This is a genomic window from Clostridium sp. CM037 (genome assembly GCF_055081095.1).
Genome location: NZ_CM143650.1, coordinates 2,554,510 through 2,577,414 on the forward strand (window position 1 = coordinate 2,554,510; position 22,905 = coordinate 2,577,414).

The 22,905-nt window shown below is 29.8% G+C and carries 22 protein-coding genes; 2 read left to right on the top strand and 20 right to left on the bottom strand.

What is annotated here, in order from left to right:
• Positions 1–7: 7 nt before the first annotated feature.
• From ACWJKP_RS12450 to ACWJKP_RS12475, 6 genes are all read right to left on the bottom strand, one after another.
• Entirely contained in the window at positions 8–1,015 is a 1,008-nt protein-coding gene (locus ACWJKP_RS12450; protein ID WP_165413511.1) for a Wadjet anti-phage system protein JetD domain-containing protein, read from the bottom strand.
• Positions 1,012–1,761, bottom strand: coding sequence for a PD-(D/E)XK nuclease family protein (locus ACWJKP_RS12455; RefSeq protein ID WP_165413510.1), 750 nt, complete (start codon positions 1,759–1,761; stop codon positions 1,012–1,014). Before ACWJKP_RS12455 ends, ACWJKP_RS12450 begins: the two co-directional genes overlap by 4 nt.
• Complete coding sequence (locus ACWJKP_RS12460) at positions 1,755–3,983, bottom strand: ATP-dependent helicase (protein WP_165413509.1); 2,229 nt, start codon at positions 3,981–3,983, stop codon at positions 1,755–1,757. Before ACWJKP_RS12460 ends, ACWJKP_RS12455 begins: the two co-directional genes overlap by 7 nt.
• Positions 3,964–6,048: a UvrD-helicase domain-containing protein gene (locus tag ACWJKP_RS12465; protein ID WP_165413508.1), complete on the bottom strand. Its 2,085-nt coding sequence runs from the start codon at positions 6,046–6,048 to the stop codon at positions 3,964–3,966. The genes ACWJKP_RS12460 and ACWJKP_RS12465 overlap by 20 nt, the downstream gene beginning before the upstream one ends.
• Positions 6,049–6,154: 106 nt before the next feature.
• Complete coding sequence (locus ACWJKP_RS12470; RefSeq protein WP_165413507.1) at positions 6,155–6,523, bottom strand: hypothetical protein; 369 nt, start codon at positions 6,521–6,523, stop codon at positions 6,155–6,157.
• Positions 6,524–6,740: 217 nt separating this feature from the next.
• A complete protein-coding gene (locus ACWJKP_RS12475; protein ID WP_462961195.1) occupies positions 6,741–7,112 on the bottom strand; it encodes a GntR family transcriptional regulator in 372 nt (123 codons plus the stop codon).
• 255 nt (positions 7,113–7,367) lie between these two features.
• On the opposite strand from ACWJKP_RS12475, the gene ACWJKP_RS12480 reads away from it, so the two are divergent.
• Both ACWJKP_RS12480 and ACWJKP_RS12485 read left to right on the top strand, forming a co-directional pair.
• Positions 7,368–7,709, top strand: a complete 342-nt coding sequence (locus ACWJKP_RS12480; RefSeq protein WP_165413505.1) for a PadR family transcriptional regulator — start codon at positions 7,368–7,370, stop codon at positions 7,707–7,709.
• Positions 7,700–8,995: an FtsW/RodA/SpoVE family cell cycle protein gene (locus ACWJKP_RS12485; protein WP_165413504.1), complete on the top strand. Its 1,296-nt coding sequence runs from the start codon at positions 7,700–7,702 to the stop codon at positions 8,993–8,995. Before ACWJKP_RS12480 ends, ACWJKP_RS12485 begins: the two co-directional genes overlap by 10 nt.
• A 150-nt stretch (positions 8,996–9,145) precedes the next feature.
• Here the strand turns inward: ACWJKP_RS12485 and ACWJKP_RS12490 are convergent, their stop codons facing one another.
• The 14 genes from ACWJKP_RS12490 to ACWJKP_RS12555 all read right to left on the bottom strand — a co-directional run bounded on the left by ACWJKP_RS12490 (position 9,146) and on the right by ACWJKP_RS12555 (position 22,831).
• Positions 9,146–10,099 (bottom strand): DUF4097 family beta strand repeat-containing protein, encoded by a 954-nt coding sequence (locus ACWJKP_RS12490; RefSeq protein WP_165413503.1) that lies wholly within the window; start codon positions 10,097–10,099, stop codon positions 9,146–9,148.
• Positions 10,086–10,679: an HAAS signaling domain-containing protein gene (locus ACWJKP_RS12495; RefSeq protein WP_165413502.1), complete on the bottom strand. Its 594-nt coding sequence runs from the start codon at positions 10,677–10,679 to the stop codon at positions 10,086–10,088. Before ACWJKP_RS12495 ends, ACWJKP_RS12490 begins: the two co-directional genes overlap by 14 nt.
• Positions 10,680–10,690: 11 nt before the next feature.
• A complete protein-coding gene (locus ACWJKP_RS12500; protein WP_165413501.1) occupies positions 10,691–11,008 on the bottom strand; it encodes a PadR family transcriptional regulator in 318 nt (105 codons plus the stop codon).
• A 639-nt stretch (positions 11,009–11,647) separates the two neighbouring features.
• Complete coding sequence (locus ACWJKP_RS12505) at positions 11,648–12,769, bottom strand: DegT/DnrJ/EryC1/StrS family aminotransferase (RefSeq protein ID WP_165413499.1); 1,122 nt, start codon at positions 12,767–12,769, stop codon at positions 11,648–11,650.
• Positions 12,770–12,817: 48 nt separating this feature from the next.
• Positions 12,818–13,993 carry a DegT/DnrJ/EryC1/StrS family aminotransferase gene (locus tag ACWJKP_RS12510; protein ID WP_462961683.1) on the bottom strand — a complete coding sequence of 392 codons (1,176 nt, stop codon included), beginning with the start codon at positions 13,991–13,993 and terminating at the stop codon, positions 12,818–12,820.
• A gap of 510 nt (positions 13,994–14,503) precedes the next feature.
• Positions 14,504–14,953, bottom strand: a complete 450-nt coding sequence (locus tag ACWJKP_RS12515) for a DMT family transporter (RefSeq protein ID WP_165413497.1) — start codon at positions 14,951–14,953, stop codon at positions 14,504–14,506.
• A gap of 17 nt (positions 14,954–14,970) precedes the next feature.
• Positions 14,971–15,393, bottom strand: coding sequence for a DMT family transporter (locus tag ACWJKP_RS12520; protein ID WP_165413496.1), 423 nt, complete (start codon positions 15,391–15,393; stop codon positions 14,971–14,973).
• A 289-nt stretch (positions 15,394–15,682) separates the two neighbouring features.
• Positions 15,683–16,009, bottom strand: a complete 327-nt coding sequence (locus tag ACWJKP_RS12525; RefSeq protein WP_165413495.1) for a hypothetical protein — start codon at positions 16,007–16,009, stop codon at positions 15,683–15,685.
• A gap of 393 nt (positions 16,010–16,402) precedes the next feature.
• Complete coding sequence (locus tag ACWJKP_RS12530; RefSeq protein ID WP_165413494.1) at positions 16,403–16,609, bottom strand: transposase; 207 nt, start codon at positions 16,607–16,609, stop codon at positions 16,403–16,405.
• A gap of 135 nt (positions 16,610–16,744) precedes the next feature.
• Positions 16,745–18,190: a DEAD/DEAH box helicase gene (locus tag ACWJKP_RS12535; RefSeq protein ID WP_165413493.1), complete on the bottom strand. Its 1,446-nt coding sequence runs from the start codon at positions 18,188–18,190 to the stop codon at positions 16,745–16,747.
• Between the two features lie 218 nt (positions 18,191–18,408).
• The gene (locus tag ACWJKP_RS12540) at positions 18,409–18,780 is read right to left on the bottom strand and encodes a hypothetical protein (protein ID WP_165413492.1); all 372 of its coding nucleotides are present in this window, start codon (positions 18,778–18,780) and stop codon (positions 18,409–18,411) included.
• A 408-nt stretch (positions 18,781–19,188) separates the two neighbouring features.
• Positions 19,189–20,322: a glycerate kinase gene (locus ACWJKP_RS12545; protein WP_165413491.1), complete on the bottom strand. Its 1,134-nt coding sequence runs from the start codon at positions 20,320–20,322 to the stop codon at positions 19,189–19,191.
• An 88-nt stretch (positions 20,323–20,410) separates the two neighbouring features.
• Positions 20,411–21,661, bottom strand: a complete 1,251-nt coding sequence (locus tag ACWJKP_RS12550; RefSeq protein ID WP_263492350.1) for a GntP family permease — start codon at positions 21,659–21,661, stop codon at positions 20,411–20,413.
• Positions 21,662–21,769: 108 nt separating this feature from the next.
• Positions 21,770–22,831 carry a CdaR family transcriptional regulator gene (locus tag ACWJKP_RS12555; protein WP_165413490.1) on the bottom strand — a complete coding sequence of 354 codons (1,062 nt, stop codon included), beginning with the start codon at positions 22,829–22,831 and terminating at the stop codon, positions 21,770–21,772.
• Between the last annotated feature and the right edge of the window lie 74 nt (positions 22,832–22,905).

A 22,905-nucleotide genomic window follows, 5' to 3' on the forward strand; every position in this document is an offset into this window, starting at 1 on the left:
CACGCTTCTAAAAATCCCCAATATTCAATATTTCTTGAGGTATATATTTATTTGAGCTAAGTATATTCATTATAACATCTCTATACTCCTGCGTAAATTCTCTTAAAAATATTTCTCCTATATTTCTATTTTGACCTTCTTTTGTATCTGGCAAACTTATATTTTCCTTAATAAATTTATCTAACATAAATTCATATCCTTTAACAAAAGATTTTATATTAAAATTTCCTTTGAATATTTCATATAACCCCTCATAAATTATTATTCCCTCATAATCCAAATCTCCAAGATATAAAATTTCATTATCCTTATGCAAAAGATAGGGCTCAGCGCAAAGCTCAAAATCTTTAAATGTTTTATATATATTTTTCCCTCCACCATATATTAATGTGAAGATTTCTTCACTAAATATTGTGTTATTCCCTTTTATAAGATGTTTTCTCATACTGTAAAATGTATCTTTGTTTTCAATTATTAAAATCTTTTGTGGTGAGTTTTTGCTATAAGAATAATAAGAAAGAGGCTGCGTAGTGTCGTAAATATTTAAAAATTTTTCAGATAAGTTAAGATTTCTGAGTATCCTTTTTCCGCCTTCTCTATTAAGGAACTTCTCTCTTTCCCAAATTTGAAAGCTTCTTTCATTAGCTGCTACTTCTGTATTCAATAAATCTATTCGCTCATCAAGAAACCTACTTAAAGAAAGAATGAAGTTCCTGTCTTCTTTATATTTACCAATGTTTTTCATATAATAAGTTTTGTCTAACCGGACATTAATACCATATGATAATTCTTGTGTATACTTAGAATTTTCTTGTTTCGCGTCTATAATTGTATACCTATTATATAACCCTGGTTTCTTACCATTTAGATTGCTACTTTTTATTGGTAATATTACTTCTTCATTAATTAAATTCCTTACTACCTTTGCTAGTTCCATATAATCTTCTATATTAAGATATTGTTGCAACTCATCAATATCTATTCTTTTTTTGTTAAAATCCCTTAAATTCTTCATTGTTTTCTCCCTACCTCATCGCAAACCTGGTTGCATCCACCGAATTCACAATATTTGCACTGCGTGCCATATAGTTCACTATTAAAATCCAAACTAAAATTATAATTATCTAATGAACACGTTATCTCCATAATTTTTTCTTCTTGAATTCTATGATTACTCTCTGAATAATTAATAGTAATTATATCATCTTTAAACTGAGGTTGCCAAAAATTCATACTTATATTTTCTAGGGGTATATCTTTATCAAATATTTTCAAAGAACTCTCTCCTAATATGTACATATAAACAATAGTTTGCATTCTTTTACATACTTCTTTATAGTCAAGTTTTCTATTTTCGGTCTTCCAGTCCCATATTTCTATTTTGTTATTCGGTTTAATAATTATCAAATCATACTTTGCCTGAATTCTTATGTTTTCTTTTCTCATTTTTATTTCATATTCAGTAAAATATGTATTTTCATCTAAAACAGCAAATTTTTCTTTTAAGGAATTGAACCAATTTATTAAATCCGTATTACTATTATCTATACCAACAGGGATATTTGAAAAATATCTTTCACAGATAAGATGAAAATCGAGTCCCATGTTCATATTTTCATAATAATCCTCATTATCTATTGAATCCTTTTTCCACCTAACATTATCTAAATACTTGATTTTGAATTTTAAAGGGCATTTATCAAAAGTGTTTAATAAATTTTGACTATAGTAAACGTGATTTAATTTTCTAATATCTAACATTTACCATCACCCCTTTGGCTGTTTATGTAGTTTTGAAGCACATAAAAGTACTCTGAAGGTTTACTTTCATTCCATTTACCTTCATTACACTTAGCTGCCATTAAAATCAAATATTCTTTAGCTCTTGTTATTCCTACATATAAGAGCCTTATTTTTTCATTTATGATCTGTATTTTGGCTTCCCCAATTGGATCTTCGCAAATATTATTACCAAGAATTTTTGCAATTTCAGCTTTACAAAGAACTGTGGGATTTTTAAATTGTTGTTTCAAGTAATAGTACTCCCTAAATTTATCTGTTGTCATATATGGGTATTGGTAAGCTGTTATACTTAATATAAATACACAATCCCATTCCAGTCCTTTAGCCTTATGACAAGTAGAAACTGTTATTCTATCTGAGGAAGGTTCATATCCTTCTAGGTCATAAATTATACCTGAAATATGATTTAATATACCGTTTTTTTCATCTAGCAACTGATCCACTATATACTTTGAGCAAAATTCACTATCATCTTTTGATAGAAGTCTAATATACGCTGCAACTGCATCTGCCATCGCTCTATCCTCAAGACTAAAATTTAAAACATCGCTAATATGCAAAATCAGTCTATCTAAATGTGTTTGTGGATATTGAAATATTATTTTAATCTGCTGCATGCACTTTATAAATTCTTGATACACCTTTGAATCTAATATTTCGCGAGGAATATCTTTCTGATCTATGACTCCACCACCTGGGTACATTAGCTTTTCTACTTTATAATCTTGTATGAAATCAAACAACCTTTCACTTTCTTCGTTGTTATCTTCTATAAAGACATTCTTCACTAAATCTTTGAATTTAAAACTATCATGTGGCTCTGAAATAAACTGCAATATATATCCTAATGTAAATGCAGCCTTACATCTTTTATCTGATTTATTTGACAATTCATCACACTCTATATTTAACACTCTGAGTTTATCCGCTATTTCTTTAACTTGATTATTATACGGAACTAATATTGCACAGGTTTTATTAGGATATTTTTCTTTGAATTTCATTGTTAGCATAGTAGCTTTATTAATTTCATCCTGATTTGAACTACAAATTATAGTGCTTATTCCGTAATTGTCAACATCATGCTTTTTTATTTTGAAAAATTCTGGTACTGTTTTAATTTCTTGCTTTACTAATGCACACCTACATTTTTCTTCTCCATGATGATTATTGGTATGCTGAACTAATTCGTTTGCTAAATCAATAATATGTTTTGTACTACGGCCCGCCATATACATGTCAAACTTTTTATTTGCATTATCACAAAACTCTCTAAAAAATTTTGGATCTGAAGATGTAAATGTACCTGTTATACTTTGATTAACATCCCCTACCCTAACTAAGTTTCCATTTTTTTCAGAAATCAAACCCAATATTTTTCCCTGAATTAAATTAGAGTCTTGGCACTCATCTTCAAATACAAAGGTATATTTCACATTTAATTTTTCACGAAGCACATTATCAGTTTTTAAAAGCTTATATGCAAAAATTAACAAATCGTTATAATCTATATATCCCTCTTTTTTTAGAGTTTTAGTGTATGAATCATAAATTTCAGCTATATGCTTTAAAATACTGTCTTGGTTTAAATTTTTTACTTCATCTTTTAACTTTTCTGGAGAAATATCATTTATCTTTAATTCCCCAATAATTGTATCCACCGTCATGAAAAAATCATTCCACCAATCATTTTGTTTTCCTGCGTATTTATTTAGGGATTTATCTAATATCATAGCCTTAAATATATTTTCTCCACCGTTTCTTCTCCAATGCATAATGCACTTATTTAAATATAAGCTTTTATTTACATCATCTAATATTTTAAATTCTTCATTAACTCCCACTACATCTGGTCTATCTTTTAAAATCTTTAGCGCTAAACTATGAATAGTCATAACTTCATAATCATTACTTGCTGTTATCCCCTTATTTTGTAAAACCATTGAAATTCTATGTTTAAAGTTATTCACTGCACTATTCATAAAAGTAACTATAAGTATTTTCCCAGGTTTATGAATTTTATCTTTTATAAGTTCACATACTAGATTGCATATTATGAAAGTTTTCCCTGCTCCTGGAACCGCTGGAACTGCCATGGTTCCTCCTCTATATTCCATTATAGGCAATTGATCATCCCTATAACTTATTTTTACCTCTTCATTACTCATATCCCCTATCATAATTTTCACCTCTTCCGCTTAAGATTTCTACAAGGATATCCGCAAATATACTTTGTTGTTCATATCCATTTAGACAATACTCACTGCCATATATGTATAATTCACCCCTACATTTTCTTAAAAGGCCATCAACAACGGACATTAAAATTCTATATATATTATTGTTTTCTGTTTCCTGCGTATAGATATCATTAATATCCCAATTACTTCTTAACACATAATAATTTGATAATTCCTTTACATTTCTTGAGCACCACATATTACTGTTAATATCTGCCCATATCTGAACCACGCTACTTAAATTTGAAGTTAAATATGTATATGGTGATGTGAAAACTATACTATTCTCTAGTAATAGCATTTCTTGTATATCATTCAACGAATAAAAATCTTTTCCATCACGCCTTATAAATTCTATAAATCTCTCCTCAGATGACTTCCCTTTAAATTGTAATTTATCTAAAGTATTTACGAAGCTTTCACAGTTTTCATATATACTTATATAGTCCCCTACATGTTGTTTAACTTTTGGTATAATTATAAACACTTCTAAGAATGCTTTTCTAAAAAATTCTCCTAGTGGTATATTGCGTTCCAAGTTACTTTCTTTATAATCACCTATCCATTTTTTTAATTCATTATAATTACTTGCGACCTCACTGCCTACTCTATCTTGGACCGCTTTACTAATATCTCGCATCTCTCCACTCGCATTTACTAAATGAGAAAATAGCGAGCTCCTAATTATATCTAGCTGTAACATAAAAGAAAAAAAGTTTTTATAATCTTCACTTGTTAATCTTATGCTTGTATAAGAATTGCATAATACTGCTAATATAATTAATGGATGTAAATATTCATTGTCAATAAATCTATATTTTTTAGAAGTTTCCATGACTGATATACCTAATTCTTTTGTTTTTTTCTGTAGTTCATGAGAAATAACAAAATCATTAAATGGACATATTACAGCTATATCCTTAGGTTTAACTCCCTGATTTACTAGTTCTTCAATTTTAAATGATATTTTTTCAACCATTTCGCATCGAAGCTGTGAAGTCAAATCTATATAAACTGGTAGGTTGTCACTTATTTTCTCCTCTTCGTAATTATTATGTGCCCTGTTTTTTATTGCCCTCGAAAAATCAATAAATTCATCATTACAGCAAAAATGCTCATCTAAAGTAACTTCATCATATTCAATATTTAATTTTTCCTTTAGATAATCGTAATTAGCCCCATAATAACTACAAAATCCACCATTTGGGTTGTAAAACAAGTATGCCTTGTCTACGTTATTAATAAGCTTAAATATCAGCTGCATCTCTGCTGGTGAAGCCTGATCTATATCGTCTACTATAAGATATTTTATATTATTCATATTAAAGTATCTTGCATCTTTAAGTAAATACTTATTATACAGATAAAAACACAATCCATAATCTACAACACCACTTCCCAATAATTTTGAGATATAATATTGAATTACTTCATCCAATTGATTATATGTTTCTTTTGCACAAAAGTCCTTTACCTCTAGTGAATTATATAGCCTAGTTCCTATTTCATTAAAAGGCACTAATGATAGTGCAGCATTATTTATGTTAGAAATCAGATCTGAGGCTATTTTAGAAGAAGTTGATGTAATATCTATAAAGTACCCTTTAGATGTTCTAAAATGCTCCACTAGTGCTTTCATAGCATAATTTGTAGCATCAAAAGATGCGAATTCAGGTTTCAACAAACTAATTTTTAATTCCTTGCAATTTTCTACTACATATGGCCAATAAAGTGATAGCTCTTTTCTAATAAATCCATAATAAGAGTTTTTTCGAGTCTCACTGGTCATATTAAAATCCATCTTTCTTGTCCATGTTATATTTTGATATTTATTCATAAATAAGCATAATATATTTGAACTTTTTATATTTTCATTTTCTATCATATTCTTATATTTAGAAACTGCCATAGTTGTTTTACCACTAGCAGATTTCCCTTTAACTAGGATGCATCGGTGGATAAAATTATTTTCATTTATTTTGTTGTAGACTTCTGCATATTTCATAGTATCACCTCCATATAATCCATATTTTATATTTTACCATATTTATTATGAATTAAACAAAAGCAAAAATAAAAGAGAACAATTCTGTTCTCAATGTTTAATCTTTTTAATTTTTTGTAATAATAGACCAATCTCCATTATTGTCTTTTGAAATATTTATATTTACTATGTCATCTTTATTAAAATTAGACGTAAATTCTTTGCTACAAGTACTCTTGTTGTTTTTATCTTCAAATTCCACTTTATAAGTACAATTTTCTTGTACACCCATATCGAAATAACAATGCTGGTTAGTCTTAAGATGACTACCTATTATATTAGTTTTATCAACTCTATGAATTACTATATCACTAATAATTTCTGAACTTTTATTTCCTATAATTAGATTGTTTTTTGTGCCTTTTTCACCGCAAACAGATATTGAGATTGTGATAATTATGCAACCCAGTAAGATTAAATGTGGTATTTTTTTCAATTTAAAACACTCCTTAAATTAAAATTAGAAACATCTCCACCATCTATTAATATATTTTTTTCTGACATGTCGTTAAATCATCTCCTGCGGAGCTGCTCATCTTCGAAGAAGATAAATTAACGACTTCAGAAGGAGATTTATCTTCTTCGAAGTTTTCTCTTTGTTATATTATGTAACTTCCACCTATAGAAGTGGGAGACTTTCCTTCTGAAATGTGTTAAAACTGGCTATAAATTTCATTTAGTATATCTATTAACGTATCCTTATCAACACCTATATAATGTGCTTCTATAATTATTTTCTTCATATTTTCTTTTATTTCTCTCATCTTTTCTTCACTCATGATGGGTTTAAAATTTTCTACTACAAAGGTTCCTTTTCCTCTTAAAACTTCAATTGCCTTCATTCTTTCCAGCCCATTATACGCTTTGCTTATAGTATTAGGGTTAATTGTTATAAGCGATGCAAGTTCGCGTACAGAAGGTAGCTTATCTCCTGGCTTTAATATTCCTTTTATTATATTTTCCTTTATTCTCTCAATAATCTGTTCATAAATAGGTTTACCACTTCTGCTATCGATATTTATCAAGGTTTCACCTTCTCTCGGATAATTAACTCTTCACTGTGCGTACTGCGTGTACTATTTGTTGTAGTTCACTATAAATATAATACTATATACTTATATTGTCAAGTACGAATAAAACTAAAGTAAAAAACAGTAAATAAAAATTTCAATACATATTGACATTTTGTAAATTAATGTTATTATTATGCCTAGAGTAACTATGTATAGATTTGCTAGGTATAAATTATGCCATTAGCTCGATATAAAGGAGGCAGAAAAATGTCAATAAACAAGGAACTTTTAAAAGGAAGTACGGTAATTCTTATTCTAAAATTAATTAATAAAAAACCAATGTATGGCTATGAGATGATAAAAGAAATGGAAGAAAAATCAAAGGGTGTATTTACATTAAAGGAGGGGACTCTTTATCCAATTCTTCATACCTTAGAGACAAAAGGATTGGTAGAATCATATTGGAGTGAGGGTTCTGGAAACCGCCCTAGAAAATACTACAGGATAATGGATGAAGGTAGATTATCTTTAAAGGAAAAAGAAGAGGAATGGGCAACTTTCCGTTCTACAGTTGATAAAATATTACAGGGGGCTATCTTATGGGCGTAGGAGATAATTCTAAAATTAGCGAATATATAGATTATGTATGTTCTTTTGTAAAATATAAAGAAGCTCATAAAGAAATACAAGAGGAGTTATCATCACACATTGAGGATATCGTAGATGAATATTCTGAAAAGGGAATATCACAAGAAGAATCAGTAAATAAAGCTGTTAATCGAGTGGGGGATGGCATAACCGTAGGTAAACAGCTAAATATAGCACATAAGGGAACGCCAGATTGGATTACATTAATTTTAACTATATTACTCGTAAATACAGGCGTTGCATTGATGTATCTTATGCAATATAAAAGTTCATACAGAAGTAGTGATTATCTATTTAATCACAGCTTATTATATGCTGCTATTGGTACCATATGTATAGTAGTATTATATTTCTTTGACTATAGAAAACTTCAAAGGTATTCGAAACATATCTTTGTAGGCATGTGCTTATTATTTATCTTATCATTTTTTATAAGCAACCCTATAAATGGAAGTCTTTTTATTAGTGTAGGAAGATTCACATTTGATATTAAAGCAATTAGTTTATATGTATTTATAATTGCACTTGCAGGTATATTCAATAACTATGACTGGAATAAAAAAATGAATTTAATTAAAGCTGTAGGGTATTTAATTATTCCAATGCTTTTAATGCTGGCTGCTCTAGGATTAGGTTACTGTGGAATTTATTTTATTGCATTTATAGTTTTAGCACTTAAATCTAATATGAAAAAAAGATATGCAATTTACATTTTTGCATTTAATACTATTTGTTTGCTATTTTTTTTTGTATCAGAACCATACAGAATAGCTAGATTTATGGGCTTTTTAAAACCCTTCTTTGATCCAGAAGGAGCTGGATACTTAGGTGTACAAATGTATAAGATAACACATACGTCTGGAATTTTCGGGCATGGATTTTCTGCAAATAAAGCACTATTACAACTACCTGTTATGGAATCAACATTGGTGTTTAGTTATATAGTACACACCTTTGGTTGGCTAGGAGCTGCGGTTATTATTTCTATTATTGTTTCCTTCATATGTAGAATTCTACATATTTCAAAATATGTAAGAGATAATTATGGCAGATTACTTATTAGCGGACTAATTAGTATATTTATAGTTCAATTTGCAGCAAATATATTAATGAATGTAAATATATTTCCTGTTATAGGAATTGCACTTCCTTTTATAAGCTATGGAGGTTCTTTATGCCTTGTTAATATGATGTCTATAGGTATCATTATGAGTGTGTATAGAAGGAGAAGTTTATCTAATTCATAAGCTCCCATTTTATAAATAGGATAAAAACTAATGAATGTAATTCAACTACTGTAAACTGCTCCCTGTCAAGTAGGCAGGGAGCAGTTCACTATTTGTATTACATTCATTAATTGTTATAACAAACATAATACATTGTTTATATCCATAATTTTATTCACCCGAAGCATTAATAATAGAATTACCCGAAGTTGTATTTATTTTTATTGTTTTATTTCCATTACCTACAGTACCTTTTATTTCATGTTTGTCAGCTTCTCCTGTTACCGTTATAGGAAAATCATTTTTAAGATTACCTGATGTACTGTCAAAATCTAATTTAAATTCCGACTTTTTAGGAAGTTTTAATTCTACATCTCCTGAAATAGTATCTATATTAATACCATTATCAAAGTTTTTATAATCAAACTTGAAACAACCCGAAACTGATTTTCCTAATATATCTCCTGTAACATTTCCTATTTTTGTATCCCCCGAAGTTGTCTTAAATCCATTCTTCTTACTTAATAAAGATTTTACATTTACTTTACCAGAAGTACCCTCAAATATTGTTTCATTAGCTGTTAATAAGTTTATCTTAGCATCTCCTGATACTGTATCAAATCTAAATTTATCCAACTGTACATTTCCTATAATAGCATTTCCTGATGTTGTATTTATTTTTAAATCCTTTTTATAGTTTTCCGGAACATATATATCTAAATTTATTTTTGTGTTTATATTTATACCAAAAATTTTACCTGGATATTTAATTAAAACATCTAGATCATCCCCATTTAAATTTGCCTCTAAATGTGGTGCTGACTTTTTCGAATTTGAATTACCATAAAAATGAACTTTTATTTTATCTTCTTTGGTAGTGATAATGTTAACGTCTGTGCTTACTGTTCCTACATTTATGGTTTTAATATTTCCTTTACTAAATTCCTTTGTAGCATCTATATTAAACTTATCATTAGATGTACTGTTCCCTTGTATTATATCATTGTTAGATTTTATAATACCTACTTTATACTCAAGCACGTACCCTACTCCTCCTAGTATTATTGAACACATAACTACAATTATCAACCATTTTATAACCTTTTCTTCATTAAACTTTCTCATAGTCTTGCTCCTTTTTACCATTAATTATTTTGATATTTGTTTTCAAATATTTAATAGTCACTTTATATAGCCATTTGGTTAGATGTTTACAGCCTATAAACATTAAAGATCCTAAAGCACTAAGGCCTATACCAATTGCAATACTTATTATCCAATTTACATCCATGGATATATACTGTGGAAATATTGGTTTAAGAAATGTCCCTAAAACTACCCCGATTCCACTCATTGCGAACCCAAAAGCTGTTGCATACAATCCTATGAGCACTCCAACAATACCTATAAATGGCCCTAACAATATTATATTAAAAAAGCCTAATCCAACGGCTGCAATTACAGCTCTACCAATGTCCCCTGAAGATTTTGTATTTTGTGCTTTCTCAATCATATAATTTGCTCTTAACTGTTTTGCAATAGTTCTAATCTCTCCAAGAGATAGGGCTATGTCTTCTTCACTTCTTCCTTGTTCTGTGCCTATAGTAAAATATTCATCATAATCAGTTAAAATATCTTGTTTTTCTTCTTCAGGAACTTTAGGTAAATTTCTTGAAAGTTCTTTCATAAATTGATTTTTATTCATATACTCATCTCCTATTTCTGTTCTATTTTTAAAACTTTGCTCACTGTGATTACAAAATCTAACCACTCATCTTTTAGCTCTTCTTTTGTATTCTTACCAAGTGTTGTAATGCTATAATACTTCCTTGGTGGGCCTTCTTGTGATTCCTGAAGATAAGTAGTTACAAATCCATCACTTTTTAATCTCCTAAGCAAAGGATATATGGTTCCTTCAGATATATCTATATCTTGTGAAATTTCATTTACAAGCTCATATCCGTAGCAATCTCTACCATCAAGTACAGATAACACACATAATTCAAGAACGCCTTTTTTAAATTGTACATTCATTAATTCACCTTCTCTTAGATTATTTTCCTTTATTATATACTAGCACACGCTATTATACATTGCAAGATACCGATTAAAGTTTGTTACCGTTTTATACTTAGTACATATTAAATTATCTCATGCCTATATCACTTACCCATAAGTTCCATATACTATAATTAGTATATATAGTTTTTAAGGGGGTTATTATTATATTTAAAACAATAAATTTATGTCACCCCAGAAAAGCCTTAGTAGATAGAATTAATAATGCTATCTTCAAAGCAAAACTAAAAGATATTAAATTTAACACATATCCAGCCATAATAGGTTGTATGGTAGGATGTATATTGCTAAAACCAGATTACGTATATGCTAAAGACACTGTACAGGAAAGTACAGAAGTCATTAATTTTTTATCTAAACTAGGACCACCGACATTATTTACAGCAGTAGAAATTTATAAGGTAAGATCTTACATTAAAAATTTAAAATCACACTTACATGAACCGTCCACATCACCATAATTATTTAAAACAAAAGAACATTCCATAATTAGTCCAACTAATTATGGAATGTTCTTTTTACTCTATTTCAACCAAACTTTATTTATATTTTTGGTTTATGTAATGATTGATACTAAAATGATAGGAGATTCCTTTACTTTTTATAGAATTTCTTAATAGTTTCACAAACAAATTCTACTTCTTCCTCAGTTATCTCTGGGTATATAGGAAGTGCAATGATATCATTTGCTATTCTTTCAGATACTGGGAAATCACCTTTTTTATATCCTAAGTATTCAAAACATTTTTGAATATGAAGCGGTATTGGATAATAAATACTATTTCCTATTTCATTAACTTTTAGATATTCGCAAAGTTCATCTCTTCTTTCGGCTAATATATTAAATACATAATACACCGGCTTTTGATTTCCTTTAATTTTAGGTATTTTAATAAACTCACAATCTTGTAATCTATCTATATATAATTTTGCAATATGATTTCTCTTTTGAATTGCTTCGTTTATATATTTCATTTTCACTTGTAATATAGCCGCTTGAATTGAATCCAATCTTGAATTATATCCAATGTAATCATAATGATACTTCTTAGAAGCCCCATGAACCCTGTACATTTTAGTAATACGTGCTAAGTTTTCATCGTTAGTTACTAACATACCAGCGTCGCCATAAGCTCCTAAAGTCTTGGTAGGAAAGAATGAGAAAACACCAAAGTCTCCTATTGTACCTGCATGTCTAAAGTCTGATCCATTCCCTTTCCATCTCATACCAAACGATTCCGCAGCGTCTTCTAAAACCTTCAAATTATTTCTACTGGCTATGTCCATAATTTTATCCATATCACCCATTTGTGAAAATAAATGAATTGGGATAATTCCTACGGTATCCTTTGTTATTTCTTCTTCTATTTTGCCTACATCTATACTAAAAGTTTCTTCATCAATATCTACAAATACAGGTTTTGCCCTATGCTTTGCAATGCAAGATGTAGACGCTAAGAAAGTAAAAGGTGAAGTTATTACTTCTTTCCCATCTTTAAAACCTAGTATATCAGAAGCCATTACTAAGGCATCTGTACCCGATGCAACACCAATTGCATATTTAGCTCCAGTAAATTTTTTAACTGCTTCTTCGAAGTCAGTTACCTCTGTGCCTAGCATCGATATTCCTCTTTCCATAACTCCTAGAACAGCATTGTTAAATTCCGACTTTTTATTAGTATATTCTCTTGTAGATGTATAAAATTTAACCTTCATAATAGGACCTCCTTTTATATAGTTGGCAATGTCAGTTAAATTTGAGCTTTATCCCATTATCTCTTCTACGCATCTTATTACTTTTTGCACCACATACTCTGCATCTTCTAACTTAAGCGTTGAGTATACTGGAAGTGTTATTTCATTTGCATATTGATTATATGCATTTGGATAATCCTTTATAGAATACCCAAGATTCTTATAAAGTGTAAACATTGGCAAAGGTGTAAAGTGAACATTTGTAGCTATGCTTATATCTGCAAGTTTTTGTATTACCTCATCTCTTTGTATCTCATTAATTCCTTTTACTCTTAAAGGATATAGATGATATGATGTCTCTCTATTTTCATCCTTTATAAAAGGAATAATCGCCCACTGTTTAGTTTCAAGAGCTTTGGTATACACATTAAAAATATCTCTTCTTTGCTCAATCATTCCTTCATATCTTTGAAGTTGTGAAATCCCTATAGCTGCACTAATATCTGTCATATTACATTTCATCCCATCTGTTATGATATCATATTTCCAAGCTCCTGCTTTCATCTTAGCAAATGTATCCTTTGACTGACCTTGATAAGACGTTATTTTAAACTCTCGCAATAAATCTTCCTTCCCCTTAAATTTATTATCATTAAAAACAATTGCTCCCCCCTCTGATGTTGTTAAATTCTTCACCGCATGGAACGAAAAAACATTAAAATCAGCCTGTGTTCCAACTTTGTTTCCTTTGTATATTGCTCCAAATGAGTGAGCTGAATCTGATATAAATATAATATCTTCTCTATTTTTTTCCCTAAGTACTTCTTTTATAGCATCATAATCTACAGGAAGCCCTGCAAAATCCACAGTTATTATAGCTTTCGTTTTAGGTGTAATTGTCATACCTAATTTTTGCTCATCTATTAAAAAACTGCCTTCTTTAACATCTACAAAAGTTGGCTTAACTCCCCTATGGATTATTACACTTGCTGTAGCTGTATATGTATAAGGTGTTGTAATAACTTCGTCACCCTCGCAAATGTTATAAACCTTTAATATAAGTTCTAAGCCTGCACTTGCACTTGAAAGTGCTACTGCATTATTTGCATGACAATACTTAGCAATTTGATCTTCAAATTCCATAGCCTTAGGCCCACTTGTAATCCACCCTGAATCTAGCACCTCCATTACAAGCTTTTTTTCTGTATCAGTTATGTCTGGAGGTGAAAAAGGAATATTCCTTATTTTCATTCATATCCTACCCTTCAAATTAAATTTTATTTTAATGTTTAACTATTCTAATTTATTTTTACTTAAATCTATAATTTATTCACAAGAATTTGCAGATATAAATCACTATAATTACTAAATGTCGTTAAATCTATTTTATCATAGTACTGCAGTATTCTTAAGGTAACACCTACTTTTTTTAAAAATTCATCAGTAGTGAAAAAAAATGCGATTCATTATTTTTCAATGTGATCACTTCTATATACGGACGCCATATGATAAAATATACTAACTATTTTCTCTATAATTATATTATATATTATCTTACGTTATACATTAATTTCTTAAATATTAAAACAACCTTTTAAAAATTATTATACATTACTACCAATAAAAAAACTAAGTGATTATGAATTTATCTTCCATAATCACTTAGTTTTCATTAAATCATCACTTTTGCAGCTACAATATTAAAGCATTTCCTGCGGAGTTGCTCATGTTCTTATAATCTGAATTAAAATATCGTTAACATTTTCCAATCAATTCTTTCCTGTCAACATTAGAATTATATATTAGCCCAAATAGAATTAATAAGCCACCAATAATTTTCCCTTTTGAAATAAAACCCATTCTGAAATAATCAATAAGTATACCAGTAAAAAGCTGACCCATAAATATCAGCAAAGTAGTATAAATAGTAGGAATTTTAGGAATTACAATGTTCGAACTTGCAACAACTATTACTCCTAGTAACCCCCCTAAAAAAGCCCATGCTGGTATTGTAGTGTAACTACTAAGTGATGTGTTTACAGTGGTTTTCACTATAACTATAAGTAATATGGTACTTAATAATCCTACAATATAGTTTATAAGGGTTCCTTGAAAAATCCCTATTTCTTTAGCTAGATGTGAATTTACAATCATGGATATTATAGTAATACAGCCACATAAAATTGCTAAAATTATATACAACATATTTCCCCATCTCCCATTTAATATATTATCATTGTGACTAGCCCTAAAAATATTATAAAAAAACCGACAACTTTTTTCTTTTTAAACTTATAAATATTTAAACCAAATAGGCCATAATGGTCTATAAAGCAGGCTAATACTAATTGTCCAAATATACCTAATGATAAAGTTAGAGAAGCGCCAAGTAAATTGAAGCATAAACTATTTAAAAACACCATAAAAACTCCTATGAATCCACCGCTAAACAAATATAATGGAATGTTTTTGGGAATCTTAAACTTTTCTTTTTTAAATAATAAAACAGTAATAACAGCAATAAGTCCAACTATGTGAATTATTAATATTGATACATACTGATCTGTATAATTTGCTAAAATCCCATTAAAAGTCACCATTATAGCAATTAATATACCTATAAATACCGCAGATGCTTTATACATTTAATTTCCTCCACTCTTTAATTTGTTCATATGTCCCTTTTATAAGGGTACCATAGAAATTAAAAAAACACACCATTTCCAATCTAAATACAAGTGCATTAGAAAAACTTGCAGGGGATTTATACGAATAAAGGGTATATATTTATATATAAATATATACCCTTCTTGCATATATTCCTATAAGCTTATTCACTTATAATATTATATACCTTTTATTCCCAAATGGAGCTGCACAGATGATTATTAACTTAACTTCAATTAGTTCATTATTATTTATAAAATAGCAATGCTATCTATTCCCATTCATTTTACCCTTTAGTGCCTTAACTCTCCCATTTACATAATTTATAAGCTCACGCATATTGTCTTTTATTTCAGTTGGGGCACTAGTAACCATGGTAATTATATCTAATTTATTACCTTTTATTTCTTTGGCAACTTCATAAGCTAAGCACTTATTTTTCATTTTCCAATATGTAATGTTAAATTGATCTGCTTGGCGTTTATTATAATATCCTTTTTCAATACCAAATTGAAATAAATCTGCTGCTGATTCTAATTCCTCTAAATCTTGAACATCTAAAGTCTCATTCACTAAATCTTGAAATGTTTTCATTATAGCTCTCCTTTTTAACAAGTAATATTATTGATAATTTATATAATACTTAATATTACCTAGTTGTTTGTTTTTTTTAAGTTACCTTGACGAAATCTTTCCCACAACTTTTATATTTTAACACATATTAAAGAGTATTTAAATTGTATTTAAAAACAATTTTATAACTCTATGTTTAATCTATAACATTAAGATATATATTATCGCGTGAAGCTCACATGACTGAAGTCACATGCTTCTAAGATTGCTCTTAGATTTTCCCACATCATTGTCCTCGTTACCTACTAACTCCATGGGTGTTAAATTTCGGATACTTCCTACCCGCTTTGTTTATATTATATTAGCAAACTTCTTCTATATCTCACTTACTGTTGCAGCGAAATATGAAGGTCTTCATAAATGGCCTCCACATAATTTCTTCTTTAGTATTATTCCATATTCTTTAATTAATAATCTAGCCGATACTCCTTTTAATGCTTTCATTATATCAGGAATATATTGTTGAGTAATGAATTCTATTAATAAATGAATATGGTCTAAGTCACCACTCATTAAAACTACAGTAAATCCATTATCTTCAGCCATTTTATACGCTATCAAACAGAAAACTTCAGTGGGAGTATAAATATCCTTCTGAAGTCGTTAATACTTCAGCTCCGCAGGAGATGATTTAATATAAAAATGAGGTGGATAATTAGATTATCTACCTCATTTTGCATTCTATAGTATTAAGTACTATTTGTTTGCTTTTTCTACCCTAATTGTTTTTCCCTTTATTGTCCCGTTTTTAAGGGCTTCTAATACTAACTTGCCTTTTCCAGCCATGATATCTACATGAGAGAAACTATCTTGAATATCTATAATACCTATATCCTCAACACTAACACCCTCAATATTGCAAATAGTTCCTACAATATCTACATTTCTTATTTTTTTCCTTTTACCTGCACTGATATATATTTTCATTATATCGCTACTAAAATTAGATGCTTTAGTCTTTTTAATAATAGGCTTGGCATCATTTTTTTCATAAAATGCTTCCCTATATGGCTCAGACTCTTCCTTTGATGGAATTGGTTTTTTAGGTATCTCCATACCAATATAGTTTTCTATGTTTTGTAAAAATCTTTTTTCATGACGCGTTGTAAAAGTTATAGCTTTTCCCTTTTTGCCTGCACGTCCTGTTCTTCCTATTCTATGCACGTAATTTTCTTTTTCTAAGGGTAAATCATAATTTATAATATGAGTTATATCTTCTACATCAATACCTCTAGCAGCAACATCCGTAGCCACTAGAAATCTAAATTCACCTTTTTTAAATCTTTCCATAGCATCTAATCTATCATTTTGAAGTAACCCTCCATGTATCTTAATACATGAATAATGGCGATTTTTCATTTGATTTGTTATTGCATCAACATTTTCTTTTGTTCTACAAAATACTATACATGAATCTGGATTTTCAACATAAAGCGTTCTCTTAAGCAAACTGAGCTTCTTATCTTCCTCTACTTCATAGCAAACTTGATCAATTTTTTCAACGGTTAATTTTTCAGGGTTTATTTCTATTTTAACAGGATTCACCATGTATTTCATGCAAATTGCTTCAATAGATTCTGGTATTGTAGCTGAAAATAACATAGTAACTCTATTTTTAGGAACAGCTTTGATAACCTCTTCTACTTGTTCTATAAATCCCATGCTAAGCATTTCATCTGCTTCGTCTAATATTAAATATTTTATCTTATCTAAATTAATAGTTCCTCTTTCAATATGATCTAATGTTCTTCCTGGCGTACCTACTACTACGTGCACTCTTTGCTTTAACTGTTTCTTTTGCATTTCTATAGGTTGTTTACCAAAAACAGCTACGGCTCTAATTTTCTTATATCTACCTATTTGTGTTATATCCTGGCTCAATTGAAGAGCTAGTTCTCTAGTAGGTGTTAATACTAATGCTTGAGGCTCTGTTTCCTCTATATCTGCACTTTCACAAAGTGGAATAGCAAAAGCAGCTGTTTTCCCACTACCTGTTTGTGATTTTACTATGATATCATTACCTTTTAGGGCTATAGGTATTACCGCAGCCTGAACCTCTGAAGGATTTTTATATCCTAAATTATTAATTGCTTTTAATATTTCTTCACTAATATTAAATTCCTCAAATTTTATGTTACTCATTTTAACTTCCTTTCTTTTGTTCCATATATAATTTTTAAGTATAACTTAAATATATTTTCAACTCATAAGTTTATATTATACCATGTTTAAGCTTATAATTTCTATTATAAGTTTTAATATTCGACAAATTTATTTATTTGCATGCGACTAGTTTTAATAAAAAAAGAGATAATGAAGATTAAATCTTCATTATCTCTTTTTATAGTTACATAGTTATTTTACTCACATGGAAATAAATAATTAGCTGCAATACGTACGTCTACTTCTTCTGGCTCTTCAATATCATCTGGAAGTACAAACACAAGTTTACGTCTAATCGTACCACATTGATTGCATTCATCCTCTTTACATAGTATTGTAGTAAACCCTCTAAAAGTGATTATTCTACCAGCATTATCATATATAATGCATGCAACGGCTACTTTTTTGCCAAAACATACGCCATTCACTTGTATTCTTACAGTTAATAATTTTGCACCATGTTTCTCTATATTTACTGGATCTGCATTAATAGAATGACATAATTCACATTCACATTTGTTATTATTATTTAAACAATCTGATTTACAATTTCTTTCATCTTTACTCATTTAATAAAACTCCTTTTTGTGTAAATTTAAAATGAGACGATACACACTAATACCGAGTTATAAGTTATTCATAATTTTTATAGATACATATATCACTAAAATATATTGCGGACATAAGTTTTGTGCGTTGATATATGTACTAATAAATCGGATTCATAGTTGAATTTATCATTATTATAAATTTACAATTTGTTTTATTAATGAGCTAAATATACTATATACTTCATATTTTTTATTATACTATACTATATTCAATGGTGTAGATATTGGTTAACAAAAATCACAAATTTTTAAGGAAATTTTTCTTAAAAAAATAACAAAATAACAAAATAGTAATTAATAAGCCCTTAAGGAGTTATTAATTACTATTTTGTTATGGCAAAGCGAAGCTTACTTGTTAAGATTAGCTTACTTATTAAGCGAAATAATTCTAGCTATATTTTCACTAGCTCTTTCAATATTTTCTGGACCCTTTTCAAGTGCCTTATCAATTGTTTCAGCTTCTGATAATATGCCTATTATTGAATTTATTCCATGTTCATATAAAGCCTCTGTTCCATCACCTATTCGTCCTGCAAATGCAATAACAGGTATATTATATCCTTTAGCTATTAAAGCCACTCCAAGAGGTGCTTTCCCATAAAGTGTTTGTCCATCTATGCTTCCTTCTCCAGTAAATACATAATCTGCATCTTGCATTTTCCCTTTGAGATTAGTATGCTCCATAACTAAATCTATCCCTCTTTTAAGTTCTGCGTAGAAGAAAGCAAGAAGTCCTGCACCTAGTCCCCCTGCCGCTCCTGCTCCAGGAATACTTTCAATATCTAAGCCTAACTGTTCTTTTATAATTTTTGCATAATGACTTAAATTATCATCTAAAATTTTAACCATTTCGCCTGTTGCACCCTTTTGTGGTCCAAAAATATAAGAAGCCCCATTTTTGCCTGTTAAAGGATTAGTAACATCACAGGCTACTTCGATCTTAGTACCTTTTAGTCTCTTATCTAGTCCATTTAAATCTATCTTATGAAGAAGATTTAAATATCCACCGCCTAAATTAATCTCTTCATTATCCTTTGTTAAGAGCTTTCCACCAAGTGCTTGTATCATTCCCGCACCGCCGTCATTTGTGGCACTACCGCCTATTCCTATAATCAGATGGTTAACTCCTGCATCAAGAGCCGCTTTAATTAATTCTCCCGTACCATAAGTTGTAGTCAAAAGAGGGTTTCTTTTTTTACTAGGCACAAGATGCAACCCACTGGCGCTAGCCATCTCAATTACTGCTGTTTTTTTATCTCCAAGTACTCCAAATGTAGCTAGAACTTCATCACCAAGTGGCCCTTTAACCAGCTTTTTGTATAGTTCACCTTCTGTTGCATCTACAAGAGACTGCACCGTTCCTTCTCCACCGTCAGCCATTGGAACCTTCACACATTCTGCATGTGGAATGATTTTTTTGATTCCTCTCTCCATTGCTTTTGCTGCTTCTTTTGCTGTCATACTTTCCTTAAATGAATCTGGTGCTAACACAAATTTCATATATATCTATCCTTTCCAAAGTGAATTACTAATTTAAGCCTGTGAGATATTCTTTATTATTAATTGTTACGATCAATTACTTAGAGTTCTATTTCATTATTCCAAATATTATAGTTGACACTAAAGTCATAGTTAACCCTACTAATGATTCATATGGTATAAGTTTTAATCTTTCCTTCATATCAATAAATATACTTCCACCTGTTGCATGAAAGAAACTTCCGTGTGGAAGATGATCTAAAACCGTTGCTCCACTATGAATCATTGCTGCCGCTGAAAGAGGTGAAATTCCCAGTTCTAATATAGTTCCACCAAATACTGTGCTTGCTACTGCAGTACCAGATGTAGTTGATGCTGTAGCCGCAGACATTAATATTCCCGCTATTGGCGCTAATGCATATGCAGGAAGGCCCGAAGCATTAAGTCCTTGAACAATTACGTCTTTTAACCCAGAATTAGCTATAATTCCTGCAAGAGTTCCTGTACCAATAAGTAAAATAGCTACTCCACTCATTTTTGTTAACCCAACAATTGAGTATTTATTTAAGTTTTTTATTTTTCCCATAGCAAGAGCACCGACGGCCCCTCCGATTGGTAATGCTATTAGTGGATCTATACTAATTTTGAATAAAGGTCTAAGAGAAAGTAATACTATAGCAACTAGTGGTCCAACAATTGCTGATGAAAAGCTTGGTTTTTGCTCAACTTCACTATCAACTTCACCTTTTTCAACAAAACTTCCTTTTTTAATTAGCTTTTTCGCTATTATGCATGTAACAATAAGCCCAAATACTGCTGGCACTATACCTGCTGCCATAACTGATGTTAATGGCACTTTAAATGCATCCGCTGCTGCTATAGCATTAGGATTAGGAGACATAATATTTCCTGCTTTTCCCCCACCTATCATAGCAATAAGAATCGATGATTTAGATAAATTAGCACGAATGGCAATAGACATCGCTATTGGTGCTACTGTAATAACTGCTACATCTACAAAAACTCCTACAGATGTCAGTACTAAAGTTGCGAGTGCTAGTGCTACTAGAGAATTATTTTCTCCTATTTTATCTACAATAGTTTCTGCAATCTTTGCAGCAGCGCCAGATTCTATAAGGACTCCTGCTAAAACTCCGGCAGTAAGTATTCTAAGGATTGCTGGCATGATACCTTTTGCACCATCAATCATAAATACTACAGTGTTTGTTAGTCCTGCTCCACCCACTAGACCACCTATTAGTGCACCTAATATAAGGGCATATGCTGGATGAACTTTTTTAATTATTAAAAAAATTGCTAATATAAGTGCAATAATTGCGCCTAATGCGGTTACTTGCATATAAATTCCTCCTCTGTTGTTCTCTATCTATATAGTAAACGAATTCAAAAAAATAAACATTAGGCATTTGTTTAATAATCAAACTATAATTTTTATGCATCTGAACAATTATAGTTTGGATAAGATATATGCAGTATATAATTGGAACAAATCAATAAAATTTTTTGGGTTTTTCCCAGTAACTTCCTCGACCTTCTCTAACCTATAATTCAATGTATTTCTATGAATATGAAGTTCCTCAGAAATTTTATTTACTTGTCCATTCATATTTATATAAGTACTTAATGTTGAGAATAAGTTTAATTGATTCTCAGCTTCTAAATTCTCAATTATTTTTTTCATATCATTATTTCCTTTAAAACTTGATAACAATGAAATAAAGGCTATATCTTTGTATAAATAAATTTTTCTTTTGCTTTCAAGTTTTTTCCCAATTCCAAGTGCCTTCGTTGCTTGCTTAAATGATGTACCGAAAATATTTTCACTATATCCTACTCCTATTTGAAAGCAACACTCCTCTTCTTTGCATAAGAACCTTTCTAATCTCTTAGTAACAAACCTATCGTAATACATAAAAGTTACTATAGTTGATGGATTTAATTTCAAATAAAATTCATCATTTCTTAAAAAATTCATTAGTTTACTTTTTACTTTCCCAATGGAGTCCTCCCTAAAAGTTAAAACCACAGCTACCCGGGGAATAGATACATCAATTCCCAAAGAATCTCCTCTTTCTTTAAAATCCTGAGTATAGTCATCGTTTAGATAAATTAATTCATATAAAAACTCCTCTTTTAGCTGTTCATTAATTTTTCTTTGAAATAAAACATACTCCTGATTTACTAAAAGTTCCGCAGTTATTCTAACCAACTCAACAAAAGGACGAACCTCCTTTGGCACACCTGAAATCCCTATAACGCCAATGATTTTGTCTTGAAAAATTATTGGCGTATTTACTCCTGGTTTTGTACATAATCCACCTTCTGAAATTTCAATCATCTTTTTATTAGAAATAGCTTCCATAGCCCCCTCATGCAACTCATAAAGTCTATTTTTATCTCCACTTCCAATAATCATTCCCTTATCATTCATTATATTTACGTTATATGGTATTACATTCATCATTCTATCCACTATACTTTGTGCTTGTTGCTCTGTCAGCGTAATCATATGTTTATCACTCCTTTCTTAAAATATACTGATATTAATATTTTACACCAATTTTCAATGTTATTCTAAAATTA

Bases quoted from the DNA above. Each gene is read 5' to 3' on its own strand.
- ACWJKP_RS12490 (WP_165413503.1), bottom strand. From the start codon at position 10,099: ATGAGAAAGTTTAATGAAGAAAAGGTTATAAAATGGTTGATAATTGTA.
- ACWJKP_RS12550 (WP_263492350.1), bottom strand. From the start codon at position 21,661: ATGCAAGTAACCGCATTAGGCGCAATTATTGCACTTATATTAGCAATT.
- ACWJKP_RS12515 (WP_165413497.1), bottom strand. From the start codon at position 14,953: ATGTTGTATATAATTTTAGCAATTTTATGTGGCTGTATTACTATAATA.
- ACWJKP_RS12505 (WP_165413499.1), bottom strand. From the start codon at position 12,769: ATGAAGGTTAAATTTTATACATCTACAAGAGAATATACTAATAAAAAG.
- ACWJKP_RS12465 (WP_165413508.1), bottom strand. From the start codon at position 6,048: ATGAAATATGCAGAAGTCTACAACAAAATAAATGAAAATAATTTTATC.
- ACWJKP_RS12485 (WP_165413504.1), top strand. From the start codon at position 7,700: ATGGGCGTAGGAGATAATTCTAAAATTAGCGAATATATAGATTATGTA.
- ACWJKP_RS12545 (WP_165413491.1), bottom strand. From the start codon at position 20,322: ATGAAATTTGTGTTAGCACCAGATTCATTTAAGGAAAGTATGACAGCA.
- ACWJKP_RS12460 (WP_165413509.1), bottom strand. From the start codon at position 3,983: ATGATAGGGGATATGAGTAATGAAGAGGTAAAAATAAGTTATAGGGAT.
- ACWJKP_RS12500 (WP_165413501.1), bottom strand. From the start codon at position 11,008: ATGAATGTACAATTTAAAAAAGGCGTTCTTGAATTATGTGTGTTATCT.
- ACWJKP_RS12480 (WP_165413505.1), top strand. From the start codon at position 7,368: ATGTCAATAAACAAGGAACTTTTAAAAGGAAGTACGGTAATTCTTATT.
- ACWJKP_RS12495 (WP_165413502.1), bottom strand. From the start codon at position 10,679: ATGAATAAAAATCAATTTATGAAAGAACTTTCAAGAAATTTACCTAAA.
- ACWJKP_RS12450 (WP_165413511.1), bottom strand. From the start codon at position 1,015: ATGAAGAATTTAAGGGATTTTAACAAAAAAAGAATAGATATTGATGAG.
- ACWJKP_RS12520 (WP_165413496.1), bottom strand. From the start codon at position 15,393: ATGTATAAAGCATCTGCGGTATTTATAGGTATATTAATTGCTATAATG.
- ACWJKP_RS12525 (WP_165413495.1), bottom strand. From the start codon at position 16,009: ATGAAAACATTTCAAGATTTAGTGAATGAGACTTTAGATGTTCAAGAT.
- ACWJKP_RS12555 (WP_165413490.1), bottom strand. From the start codon at position 22,831: ATGATTACGCTGACAGAGCAACAAGCACAAAGTATAGTGGATAGAATG.
- ACWJKP_RS12540 (WP_165413492.1), bottom strand. From the start codon at position 18,780: ATGAGTAAAGATGAAAGAAATTGTAAATCAGATTGTTTAAATAATAAT.
- ACWJKP_RS12535 (WP_165413493.1), bottom strand. From the start codon at position 18,190: ATGAGTAACATAAAATTTGAGGAATTTAATATTAGTGAAGAAATATTA.
- ACWJKP_RS12455 (WP_165413510.1), bottom strand. From the start codon at position 1,761: ATGTTAGATATTAGAAAATTAAATCACGTTTACTATAGTCAAAATTTA.